At 55.4% G+C, this 12,319-nt stretch carries 12 protein-coding genes; 5 read left to right on the top strand and 7 right to left on the bottom strand.

The features are described from left to right. Positions 1–148 precede the first annotated feature (148 nt). From V6Z81_10455 to V6Z81_10425, 7 genes are read right to left on the bottom strand one after another with little or no spacing between them, the layout of a single operon-like run. On the bottom strand, positions 149–1,135 hold the full coding sequence (locus V6Z81_10455; protein ID MEG9862886.1) for a cupin domain-containing protein: 987 nt from the start codon (positions 1,133–1,135) through the stop codon (positions 149–151). A 2-nt stretch (positions 1,136–1,137) separates the two neighbouring features. Beyond that, positions 1,138–2,109: an ester cyclase gene (locus V6Z81_10450; GenBank protein ID MEG9862885.1), complete on the bottom strand. Its 972-nt coding sequence runs from the start codon at positions 2,107–2,109 to the stop codon at positions 1,138–1,140. Further along, positions 2,096–3,127: a LacI family DNA-binding transcriptional regulator gene (locus V6Z81_10445; GenBank protein MEG9862884.1), complete on the bottom strand. Its 1,032-nt coding sequence runs from the start codon at positions 3,125–3,127 to the stop codon at positions 2,096–2,098. The genes V6Z81_10450 and V6Z81_10445 overlap by 14 nt, the downstream gene beginning before the upstream one ends. Continuing rightward, positions 3,124–4,173, bottom strand: a complete 1,050-nt coding sequence (locus V6Z81_10440) for an ester cyclase (protein ID MEG9862883.1) — start codon at positions 4,171–4,173, stop codon at positions 3,124–3,126. The genes V6Z81_10445 and V6Z81_10440 overlap by 4 nt, the downstream gene beginning before the upstream one ends. Beyond that, positions 4,170–5,480, bottom strand: a complete 1,311-nt coding sequence (gene hisD / locus V6Z81_10435; protein ID MEG9862882.1) for a histidinol dehydrogenase — start codon at positions 5,478–5,480, stop codon at positions 4,170–4,172. The genes V6Z81_10440 and hisD overlap by 4 nt, the downstream gene beginning before the upstream one ends. A 25-nt stretch (positions 5,481–5,505) precedes the next feature. After that, on the bottom strand, positions 5,506–6,039 hold the full coding sequence (locus V6Z81_10430) for an ester cyclase (GenBank protein MEG9862881.1): 534 nt from the start codon (positions 6,037–6,039) through the stop codon (positions 5,506–5,508). A gap of 21 nt (positions 6,040–6,060) precedes the next feature. Next, positions 6,061–7,125, bottom strand: a complete 1,065-nt coding sequence (locus V6Z81_10425) for an ABC transporter ATP-binding protein (protein MEG9862880.1) — start codon at positions 7,123–7,125, stop codon at positions 6,061–6,063. 77 nt (positions 7,126–7,202) lie between these two features. Here V6Z81_10425 and V6Z81_10420 point away from each other — a divergent pair, with 77 nt between their 5' ends. The 5 genes from V6Z81_10420 to V6Z81_10400 all read left to right on the top strand — a co-directional run. Continuing rightward, positions 7,203–8,282, top strand: coding sequence for a hypothetical protein (locus V6Z81_10420; protein ID MEG9862879.1), 1,080 nt, complete (start codon positions 7,203–7,205; stop codon positions 8,280–8,282). Then, on the top strand, positions 8,279–9,295 hold the full coding sequence (locus V6Z81_10415; GenBank protein ID MEG9862878.1) for a hypothetical protein: 1,017 nt from the start codon (positions 8,279–8,281) through the stop codon (positions 9,293–9,295). The genes V6Z81_10420 and V6Z81_10415 overlap by 4 nt, the downstream gene beginning before the upstream one ends. A gap of 129 nt (positions 9,296–9,424) precedes the next feature. Then, positions 9,425–10,663 (top strand): extracellular solute-binding protein, encoded by a 1,239-nt coding sequence (locus V6Z81_10410; protein ID MEG9862877.1) that lies wholly within the window; start codon positions 9,425–9,427, stop codon positions 10,661–10,663. 59 nt (positions 10,664–10,722) lie between these two features. Beyond that, positions 10,723–11,760, top strand: coding sequence for a sugar ABC transporter permease (locus V6Z81_10405; protein MEG9862876.1), 1,038 nt, complete (start codon positions 10,723–10,725; stop codon positions 11,758–11,760). Next, the coding region (locus V6Z81_10400) for a hypothetical protein (GenBank protein ID MEG9862875.1) at positions 11,753–12,319 on the top strand (567 nt) is incomplete at its 3' end. The genes V6Z81_10405 and V6Z81_10400, both read left to right, overlap by 8 nt.

Raw genomic sequence — 12,319 nt, 5'->3', positions numbered from 1 at the left:
GATGCCATGCATTCAGCAAAAGCGGAGGGGTCGTAATCCTTTTCATTCTCACGGGCAAAAATGAAATCCACAACCTCCTGACTACGAGGCAGTGATCCCACATGGGTGGTTCTGATTTTAGCCATTTGAACTTCTCCTCAGTTTTACCCTAGCGCCGTGACGGTGCCGGGGTGTCAAAACCCATGGTAGGGCCAGCCTCATCATCGGTGCTGCGAACTCGCAACAGGGCAGCCTCACCGTTCATGGACGGCATCAGGCTCCGCTCCTTACCGGGGGGCAGGGCGCAGACATCGCCCGGGGCCAGTGTCGTTTCCTCACTTTCCCAGATCAGTTTCCAATGTCCCTTCATCACCATCAGCACCTCGAAGCGGTCGGTTTTGTATTTCGGCTTTTTGAGCGAGCTTTCCCGAACTAACTCCAGGCTGAACCCGGGCTTATCCTTCAGCATTCCGTCCTTGTCGATCACAAGGGCGGGCTGCCGGTCGGCCATGGCCATCATATCCCAATAGCGCGCCACAAAACGGGGAACGAATTCCGTCGTGGTCACTGTCTTAAAAAGAGCCATCTGCTCTTCATCCAGCACCGGCATCGGATCGATACCGTCAGGCAGGGACTCGCCTTTCTTCGTGTCATAGAGTTTGCCGTTATTGCCGAGAATGAGACCGTGGTCCTTGGCGTCTTCAATGACCTGGGGAGCCCAGACAACACCGCCACCGGCATCATCACCGCCCAGAATGGCTAGAATCATCCCGTAGTCCGTGCCGATATTCTCAAAACCCCGGAAAATCCCCGTGGGGATATTGATCACATCGCCTTCTTCGAGCACGACCTCGCCGTCATTTCCTTTATTGCCCCAGAAAAACCGCCAGCGTCCCTTGAGCACGCAGAACACCTCAGCCGTCCGGTGGGTATGAAGGGAATTCCGGCAATTTGGCGCCTGACCTGCCGCCCCGATATTGAATCCCGGCGTTTCCTTTATATGGACATGCTGATCGGCACTTTCAGAGACGCCCCCGCCGATAATGGTGAAATTTTCCTTTCGATCGGATCCCGGCGTATGCGCATCTATAAATGCCGTTTTGCACGGTATCAGATCGCCGTAGCGCACAATGCGTTCTTCTAATTTTGTCATCATAATCACCCCGTATGCATGAGTATTTGTTTCCAGATTGCGGTCTCGTCAAAGACCACAAATTCCCGATGAATGCCGCGCGGCCCGAACTCGGCGTGACAGATTCCCATAATATAGACCATCGCGCCCGTTGGCACGCCAAAACTGCCGCCCTGCCCGCTGTGACTGCCATAGAGTCCCCAGCGAATTGCCGCCCGCGGAGACTTCATCTTATCCTCACGGCCGATCTGATGCTCGATCGTGAATTTTGCATCGGGGAAACTGGCCCGAAGTCCCATCCAGAAACGGTCAGCATCATCATGTCCGTGTCCGGTGACTCCGCCCGGAAGCTCCAGCTGGCAGGCCCGGTCATACTGATCGGGGATCACCGTCAAATCGGCCTGCATGATCCGGCCGAGGATGTCGGCATAGACCGCCCCCCATTTATCATCATTGCCGCGCCCCATGTAGGGACCCTTGATATCAGTTTCAGGTGTAAACGGCTTGATGCAGTTTTTGGGACCACCCTCACGGTCAATTCGCGATGCGGCATAAGTTTTCGGATCCCACCCCAATTGCCGGACAATGGCGCCCTGATCGCGGACGAGCCATTCGTCATTGATCTGGTTGTTGATGGCGTGGCAATCGCCGATGACGCGGTATCCCACCGTCTTGCCGCTGGCCGCACCGTAGACGCCGTCTCCGAGATGGGTTGCCGTTGACAGTATGCGGTGCGAGGACAGCATGCCCTTCTCAGGCGTCCCGCTCCAGATCACATCCTCGCCGAGAAGTCTGCGGTCGGGAAATTCCGCCAGTGTCGCCATGGTCGCGGCAATCACGGCCTTGTTGCCCTTGATCACGGACCCCGGTGAGCGCACCGGGATATCCTCTGTATAATAGTCATGTAGACTGGCGATATTCCGGCCTTCCCAGATCTCATGGGTAATCCCGAGTATATAATCGGGAAAATCCGTCCATTTCTTATCAAACCCCTTCATGTTTCCATCCTTTCGGTATCCGGGCTGAGCCCCTGATGGTCAACGGCCGTCTGATCGCAATCTGTTTTGGTGCGGTATCACGGCTTTCTATCTGCTCCATTAAAATTTCAACGGTCTTATCAACCATCTCGCCGGCGGGTTGGTGGACCGTGGTGAGGTCGTAGGCAGGCCAGCCCGCAGCTTTCACATCATCATAGCCGATGACGGAAACATCCTCGGGAATTCTTCTGCCTAACTCAGACCGCAAACAATCCATGACGCTGAATGCCATATGATCATTGGCAACGAAGATCGCATCCGGGCCGGCACCGTTTTCATACATGTCGAGGGTGACCCGGCGTGCCGTCTCCTGCTTGAAATCCCCAACCCCGCGGGCAAAAAGCTGAAGTCCCGCTTCTTCAAGACCGGCCCTGAACCCAGCCTCGCGGTCACGCTGCGTGGATGCGCCTTCCCATCCGGCGATATAGGCGATGCGGCGATGCCGCCCGGCAACGAGAAGGCGCGCAACATCACGGCCGCCGGAAAAATTGTCGGAAGTAACCGCCGATAATTCAGGGTCGTCCAGACTGCGGTTGAATAGCACCATCGGCACTCCCGCCGTGCGGCAACGCTCGGATAAATCGGATGACAGCGCCACAGATGCGGCGATGATGCCGTCAACCTGATAGTCAAGTAATTCCTCAACGACATTGTCGAAATTGCCTGCAGTTTGAGAGGCCATGAAAACCAGAACATGATAGCCCTTGTTTTGCAGCTTCTCAGAAAGCTGTTCGAGCACGGTGGGGTAGAACTGGTTGCCGAGATAAGCCACGATGAGCCCGATAATGCCGGACTTTCCCGAGACCATGGCCCGGGCCAGGGAATTGGGGCGGTATCCGAGTTCGGCGGCGGCTTTACGGACTTTGGCGGTCGTTTTTTCCGATGCCGATGCGCCCGGGGTGAAGACGCGGCTCACCGCAGACTGGCTCACTCCGGCACGCTGAGCAACATCAAGAGAGGTAACCCGGGATGTCATCATCCGGCCTCCGCAATCTCAATTGATCCCATGGGACGCGCTTTATTGAACTCGCGAAGACGGGCAAATACATCCACCCCGATCTGTTGGTACATATCGAGGATATCCACCATGACCCAGTTCTCACGAATCAACCCGTCCTCGATGCGCCAGAAATCCAGGCTTCGCATGGTGATCTCCTGACCCAGGGGCGGGATACCCAGCCAGCCGTCATGGCTGATGGTCTGGATCATGTCGGGCCAGCCTGTCACGGCGGCGTAATTATTATCGCCGAAGAAATGATAGTTGATCTCATCAACCTTGCTGCCGCGGTCCGGCATACCGTTCAGAAACGGGATTTGATGCCAGTGCCTGAAACCGGCAATACCCCGGCCTGTGCCGATTCCCGCAGGGCCGTACCAGTTCATCTTTGGATGCCAGAACCGCGGCATGTCCATCACTTCGGGACCGCCCTCGCCCGGATGGCGTTTCATATGCCCAAGCATGTCGATAATCAGCTTCCGGCTCCCCTCGCTTTGCTTCCCATCGCGCTGTGATCTGATCAGACCGTCGCCGGAGGCCGGGGACGGAATGCAAAACTCGCGTCCCAGTGACGGTGACATCGGCCAGGCTCCGGCCTGCATCATGACTTCCGGAATATCCCAGAGGGCCTGATATTCGGCAATGCGGCCTTCGCGAAACCGGTAGAATTCATGAAATCGCATATGGGTAAGATGACCCGTTGGCGGTATATCCAGAAACGGCGCGGTAAACGTGCCGATAAAATGACCGCCGCAGCCGATCCAGTCCTCGCCATCCTCATCCTCACCTGCCATGATGAGCCAGTCCCTGCGTTCAAGGTCTGGCCATGCCGCCTTAAGGACCGCCAGAGCCTGATCATGGAAAGCATCAAATCCCGGCATTTCACCGAACGGATGGGCCAGCCTGAAGACGGCATCCTCAGCAGAAGCCTTGCCGAGGGCGGCGCGCAAAGCCCCCTCATCCCAGTCGTATTGGGCTCCCTGTACCGGCGCCAGGGCCTTGGCATTACTGTCGTGATGATTTGTCATTCGGCCGCCTCGCCATAGGGGACATTCCCGCCGCCGTAGCGCCGGACGCGGATATTGCATTGTTCGGCATGCCCGACAAAACCTTCAAGCATGCTGAGCCGGGAGCCGACCTTGCCGATCATCGTCGCGGCGTCATCACTCAGCACTCTCTGGTAGGAATGTGTCTTGAGGAACTTGCCCACCCAAAGCCCGCCCGTATACCGTCCGGCTTTTTTGGTCGGCAGGGTATGGTTGGTGCCGATGACCTTGTCGCCATTGGCGACATTGGTGCGCGGCCCCAGAAACAGGGCGCCGTAGGACTGCATATTCTCAAGGAACCAGTCATCGCGTTCGGTCATGACCTGAACATGCTCATAGGCCATTTCATTGGCGAGGGCGAGCATCTCGTCATAACTCCCGCAAAGGATCATGTCGCCGTATTCGGCCCAACTCGCCCCGGCGGTCTCGGCGGTGGGCAGGATTTTCAGAAGCCTGTCGATTTCAGCCAGCGTGTCTTCGGCCAGTTTGCGGGAATTGGTGATCATGCAGGCGGGGGAGTTGTACCCGTGCTCAGCCTGCCCCAGAAGATCGGTTGCGCAGAGTTCCGCATCGACGGTCACATCGGCAATGACCATGGTTTCCGTCGGCCCGGCAAAGAGATCGATCCCGACACGGCCAAACAGCTGGCGTTTGGCCTCGGCCACAAAAGCATTGCCCGGACCCACCAGCATATGGACGGGTGTGATGCTTTCGGTGCCGATGGCCATGGCCCCGACAGCCTGAATACCGCCCATGACGTAAATCTCATGTGCCCCGCCCATGACCATGGCGGCAACAATGGCGGGATGCGGCTCACCATCCACCGGAGGAGCCGAGGCGATGATCCGCGGCACACCGGCGACGGATGCGGTCAATACCGACATATGCGCGCTGGCCACCATTGGGAATTTGCCGCCGGGGACATAACAGCCGACGGACTGCACGGGAATATTTTTATGTCCGAGAATGACACCGGGCAAGGTTTCCACCTCGATGTCAGTCATGCTGGAACGTTGTTCTTCGGCAAACCGGCGGATTTGCTTCTGGGCGAATTTGATATCCTCCATATCCCGGGTTGAGACCTTATTCATTGCCGCATTAATCTCACTGTCGCTGAGACGGAAATTCTCCGGCGAGTAATCGTCGAATTTCTCGGACAGCTCGCGCACAGCGACATCACCGCGCCTCTCGATATCCGCGAGAGTTGTTTCCACGGTGGACCGTGTTCTGGCGTCATCAGCGGCGATTTCAGCTTCGGGTTTGCTGCGTTTTAGATAGTCGACAGCCATGGCTCACATCCTTCCGGTCGTATGTTCATATCTCTTGCGGTGCTGGCGGGGTACGTTCACCGCGGTCATAGGCTTCCCATCCTTCCCCGTTGAAGACATCGACCCCCAGCTGGGCCATGACGTGGGGAAAATCGACCATGACCCAGTTATCGGTGATTTTGCCGTCCTCGACTTTCCAGAAATCCATATAGCGGATTTCGACTTTCTTTCCGGTGGGGGCGATGCCCATGAACGCGCCCGAATGCACGGCCTCCTGCCGGCCGAAAGCCGCCGCCCATTCCCCCATGAAGAGACGGGCCTCGTCGATGCAGGTTTTATCGGAAAACGCCGCCTGGAAAGGACGTTGCCAGTTTTCCTGAAACGCTTTTAGTCCGTTTTTAACACCGCAGCCGGTATTTCCCATCCAGCGAAACCCTTCGGCAAAAAACTCACCCATATCCTCAATCCTGTGATCATTGAGCCCGTCGATCATGGACTCGATCACCTCCCGCGTTTCATCGGTTTTGGACATATCGGTATTCCGGCTCAGCACCGCCTGTTCGGGTCGGCTTCCTTTCATGTCATTCTCCAATCATCAGGATCAATCGCCCCCGACCCGTGCCCCGATCCGCGCCCCGGTCTTGCTGTCAAACAGGTGGCAGATCTTGTTGGGCACGGCAATCGACACATTATCTCCGATCTTGGCGCGATACTCCTTGTCGGTGCGGACCGAGACCAGCTGGCCGTCGATACGGACTGTGACCATGGCGGCATCCCCCAGCAGCTCCAGGGAATAGATCGGCGCATTGATATCGCCTTTTGATTTGACCACACGGGCATCCTCAGCACGGAATCCCAGCGTGGCGCCGCCGTCGGTACCTTTCAGGTTTTTGATTTGGGTATGTTCGGCTTTAAACGTCCCGCCCTTAACTTTGCCTTTGATCAGGTTCATGGCCGGGTTGCCGATAAATCCGGCGACAAAGGCATTGGCGGGTTTGTTGTAGATTTCGGTGGGGCTGCCGACCTGCTGAATGACCCCGTTTTCCATCACCACAACACGGTCGGCAAGGGTCATGGCTTCAATCTGATCATGGGTGACGTAAATCGTCGTAACGGCGAGTTCGTGGGACAGGTTTTTGATCTGGGCGCGGGTGGACACGCGCAGTTTGGCATCAAGGTTAGACAGCGGCTCATCCATGAGAAAGACGTTCGGCTCGCGGACAATCGCCCGGGCGAGGGCCACGCGCTGGCGCTGGCCGCCGGATAACTCGGCAGGCTTGCGGTCAAGAAAGTCATCCAACTCGACCATTGCCGAAGCCCGGCGGACTTTCACATCATGGGTGGCCGGGTCTTCACCGCGGACTTTCAGCGGGAAGCGGATATTTTCATAGACATTCATATTGGGGTAAAGCGCGTAGCTCTGAAACACCATGGCGACATCACGGTCTTTGGGTTCAAGATCATTGATGCGCTTGCCGTCAACCAGAACATCCCCTTCCGTGACCTCTTCAAGACCGGCGATCATCCGCATGGTTGTGGTTTTACCGCACCCCGAAGGGCCGAGAAGGACAAGGAATTCCTGATCGGCAATCGTCAAATTGAACTTGTCGACGGCGACCACCCTGCCCCAGCGTTTCGACAGGTCGCGCAACTCGATTTCTGCCATGAATGAGGCTCCCGTTATCTTATATTGCGATGCTAATTTGTTTGCATACGCTTGCAAATAGTCTAGACAAGGCCGTCTTGACTTGGCAAGTTATTAATCAAGTTATTAATCAAGTTTCGTTTTTGACAGTGATACGGCAGGACTCCGTGGCCGATTTCCAACAAGAAAAAGATCTTATCCGCGGATATTATGCCGCTCTTGACGCCGCTCAGGGCGAGGCCGTCACGACCTGCCTTGAGGATTATGTCAGTGACGGCTACCGCTGGCGGGGGTTTCATCCCTTCAATGAGTTGAACGGTGCCGGGACGGTGTCGCAAGAATTCTGGTTGCCGTTGAAATCCGCCCTGTCCTCAATGCAGCGGCGGCTTGATATTTTCATGGCCGGAGACAATTCCCTAGCCGACGATCCCGGCATCTGGGTGGCTTCCATGGGCCATTTGATGGGGCTCTTTGACGAACCCTGGCTGGGTATTGCCCCGACCGGCAAAATTGCCCTGCTGCGCTATGCCGAATTCAACCGTGTCCTTGACGGTAAAATTGCCGAGTCGGCAATGTATTTCGACATCCCCCATCTGATGATACAGGCCGGACTCAAACCGTTTCCGCCCCAGACCGCAGCCCACCTCATCCACCCCGGTCCCATGACACATGATGGCGTCATGTTCACCCCGCAACCAGGCGAGGAGGGCGTGAAGACGCTGGCCGCCATTGAGAATATGGTCACTGACTTAAGATCATGGACGGGCGGGCGGACAGAACCCCTGGTGGACGAATTGCAGCGCAGCTGGAATCAGGACATGATCTGGTGGGGGCCGGCGGGGATCGGCGCGACATATACGATCGAACGTTATGCGCAGCAGCATGCCGGCCCGTTCCGCGAAGGTTTTAAGGACAGGATATTCAATGGCCATGTCGCGTTTATCGCCGAAGGATCATATGGCGGATTTTTCGGCTGGCCAAACCTGACGCTGACACCGACAGGCGGATTCATGGGCATGCCCTCGAGCGAGAAACCCGGGGACATGCGGGTCATTGACATGTATCGCCGGCAGGGGGACAAACTCACAGAAAACTGGATATTTATCGATCTTTTGCATTTCTGGCTGATGCAGGGTGTTGATATTCTCGGCCGGATGGCCAGGGTGCCGCGAACATGATCAAAGCCTCAAGCTGCATTTCCCGGGCTAAGTCTGTCGTCCTGTCGCATTACGGCCTTCTGGATGCCTCAACGCCTGAGGGGCTTCCCGAAGCGCTGTCCGGACATACCGGAGCGGACTGCACCTTCTCCTTCACCCATCCTTTCAAGGCGGCAGTCGGCGCTGAAGCTGCCGCAAAGAATTTCTGGAGCCGGATCCGAAAATCGTTCTCGCCATTGCAAAGACGACAGGACATTTTTTTCGCCGGACAAAACCATCTCAGCCCCGATCCTGAGATATGGGTGGTCTCGATGGGACATCTTCTGGGGTTGTTCGAGAAACCGTTTCTCGGCATCCGTCCGACTCGTCAGTCGGTCATGTTGCGATACGCCGAATTCAATTTGGTGGCCGGCGACAAAATCACGGAATCGACAATATTCCTGGATGTCATGAACCTGATGATGCAGGCCCGGGCCGAAGTATACCAGCCGTCAACAGCAGCGACGATCGTCACCCCCGGCCCCCGCACGCATGATGGTTTGTTGTTCGGCAATCAGCCCGAAGAAGAGGGGCAGGCGACGCTCAAGCTTTTCGTGAGGATGATTGACCGTTTGCTGTCCGAAGATGTGAAAACGACGAGGACCGACTTATCCCTGGACTGGACGGATGACATGATCTGGTGGGGTCCCGGCGGTATCGGCGCTCCATACACGCAGGAGTGCTATCTTAAGCAACACTGTGTTCCTTTCGAGAAGGGGCTTGAATGGGGCGAGTTTTTCGGGCACCGCACGGAATTTGCCGAGGGGTGCTATGGCGGTTTTTTCGGCTGGCCGACTTTTGATGTGAAATCCAGGGGCGGATATATCGGTCTGGCACCGAAATCCGATAAAAAGGCGAGTATGCGCGTTGTCGATCTGTACCGACGCGAAGGCGACAAGCTTGCCGAAAACTGGAATTTCATCGATCATCTGGATTTTCTTGCCCAACTCGGTGTTGATCTGATTGAGCGCCAGCGCCAGATCACCGGGTTTTAAAAGTCTTTGGAGTTCGAAGTCGAATCAGTTATACAGAATTGCATACGTATGCGAATTTGGTTGCGCTTTTTCGTGGCCAATATCCGCTTCTCAAGAATATAATACCGATTAATCACAGGGAGGGACTTCATGTCTATCATCAAAAAAATCGCAGTGGCCTCAACAGTGTGGGGACTGTCTTCTGGGGTTGCCGCAGCGGCTTGCCCGGTTACAAGCGGTAACGTTTCCATTCTCGCAAACGACTTTCCCGCACTGCATGCGGTCGTCGATTATGCTGAAAAATGTATCGGCAGCGGGGCGACTTTTTCCAAGAACCACACAGCAAAGCACAACGATATTCAGGTGGAGGCGATGACCGCCAACCCGTCTGAATACACCGCGAAGATTGCGGCCAACTCTTCCATTGTGCCCCTTCTGAATGACGGCCTGATCCGTCCGTTGGATGATCTGGTGGCCAAACACGGGAAGAATCTTAAGCCGAGCCAGCTGATCCGCATTGACGGTAAGATCATGGCAGTGGCTTTTATGGCGAACGCCCAGCATCTGGTTGTTCGTGAGGATATTCTGAAACAGGTCGGCAAACCGGTGCCAAAGACCTACGAAGAGGTTCTTGAGACCGCAGAAGCCATTCGTTCAGCAGGGATCATGAAATATCCGTTTGCCATGCTCACCAAGTCGGACTGGAATCTGGGTGAGGAATTCGTCAACATGTATCTCGGTCACGGCGGCTCGTTCTTTAAATCGGGTACTCCGGAAGTGTCGGTCAACAACCAAGCCGGTCGTCAAACGCTTGAGATGCTGAAAGCGCTGGTGGAATACTCAAATCCGGATTTCCTGACCTATAACACCGGTGTTGTCGCACCGATTTGGGAATCAGGTGAACTGGCCATGGCCGTCATGTGGGGGTCGTCCATTGGCGGTCTGATCGACGATGAGGGGTCAACTCCAGAGGTCGTCAAAGCGACCAAGCCGGCCAATGCATTGACAGTCAGGGGCGGATCCACACCGGCGTCAAGCCTGTGGTGGGACGGTTTCACCATCGCCAAGAACATCTCCGACGAGGATGCCGAAGCGACCTTTATCGCACTGATTAATGGTATTTCGGACGAAATGGTCAAAAACAATAATGACAAAGCAGTCTGGCTGATGGACGCCTACAAGCCCGGTCTTGCCGCCGAGGGTGTCGCTCTGGTTTCCGCTTCCGGTGCCGAGCCTTATCCTATGCTGCCTTACATGGGGCTTTTGCACTCAGCGGCATTTCAGGAACTGCCTGACTTCCTGCAGGGCAATGAAAGTGCCGAGCAGACGCTGACTGACATTGAGGCGGCTTACACGGCTTCAGCTAAAGAGCAGGGCTTCATTAACTAAAGTGATTCGGGCGGTGCCGTCAGGCACTGCCCGGCTCAAACGTTTTTACGGATACAGCCATGCCGCATCGCACCTTTGCCTGGTTTGTCTGGCCTTCTTTTCTAGCGATGATCCTGTTCATCGCTCTTCCGATCGTCTCGGTTTCAGTTCAGTCTCTGTTTGTCGAACACAGACAGATTATGCGTGAGGTTGAAAACTGCAGCCCGTTCAAATGCGAAACCGTGCTGCAGATCGACGCTGAAGCAACAGATAAGCTGAAAGAAGCAGCGCCGCTTGGACGGTTCAACGGACTCGGAACCTATGGTAACCGGGCTCATCTGGCCATAACCGAAGTCGGTGAAATCTGGGCGACGACAGAGACGCTCGGGGCGTTCATCAAAGGCGTTTATAATCTGCCTTTTTATAAGGCTTTGTTTTTCACCCTGACCTATACATTCATCGTCACGCCGTTTGTGATCATTCTGGGTTTGCTTATCGCCCTCGGTGTCAATCGACTTCCGGCGATTGTAAAGGGGCCGACGATATTTGCCTCACTTCTGCCGATGATCGTCACGCCTCTGGTCGGATCATTGATCCTGTTCTGGATGGTGGATGCCGACGGCATTATCGGAGCAACTCTCCAGTTGATTTTTGACGATCCCGATCTCAGCCTCAAAGCCTCAGCCCCGCTGACATGGGTCATGCTGATTGTCTACGGGATCTGGCATTCAACACCGTTCGCTTTCGTTGTCTTCTACGCCGGGTTGCAGACAGTTCCCCAGGAAACCATCGAAGCCGCCAAGATTGACGGGGCATCGCGGTTGCAGCAGGTTCGGTATGTCATCGTCCCGTATATGGCCCCGCTTGTGGTCTTCATCACTCTGATGCAACTGATGGATAATTTCCGTGTTTTCGAGCCAATCGTCGCATTCTCGGCAAGTTCCAAGGCGACAACGCTCAGCTGGATTATTTTCAACGACCTCACCGGTCAGGATAAACTTTTCGGTTCTGCCGCAGCAACCTCGATGATGACCATCATCGGAGTCTGCATCCTGCTGACTCCCGTGCTCATCCATACCTGGCGCGAATTCAACAGCAGGAGGGCCAGATTTGTCTGATCCGTCTCTTAGATCCTCATCATTCCTGAAATGGTTTGTCTGGTCGATGATCGTATTCTGGCTGCTCATTGCCATCGGACCTTTCGTCTGGACCGTTTGGGGTTCCTTCAAAGTACAGGGGGATTTCTTCTCCAAAGCAGACTGGAGGAATGCGATATATGGTGTGATGACAGTTGTTGAAACCGGGGATTCGATCACGGGCAACGGTTATTTTGGGGCCTGGATACAGGAGGAATTCTGGCGAAACGCCCTGAACACCGTCATTGTCGTGTTGAGTACCGTCATTATTTCTCTGACCATGGGCACATTGGGCGGTTATGCCCTCGCCCGTTCGGGATACCGCTATGCGTTCTGGCTCCTGATCGCCGCTCTGATCTTCCGGGCCATGCCGCATATCACTCTGGTCTCGGGATATCTTCTGCCGTTCTTTGAATGGAATCTGTGGGGCAGACTGTCGACCACCATCGTCGTGCTGGTGGCGATTAATCAGCCGTTTACCCTGTGGATGCTGCATTCCTTTTTCCTGAACATTCCCAAAGACATGGATGAAAGTGCCATG

The sequence above is a fragment of the Parvularculales bacterium genome (assembly GCA_036881865.1).
GTDB lineage: Bacteria > Pseudomonadota > Alphaproteobacteria > JAPOUT01 > JBAJNM01 > JBAJNM01.
Note: the sequence above shows the minus strand (reverse complement) of the source record. Positions and strands in the feature narration are given on the sequence as shown.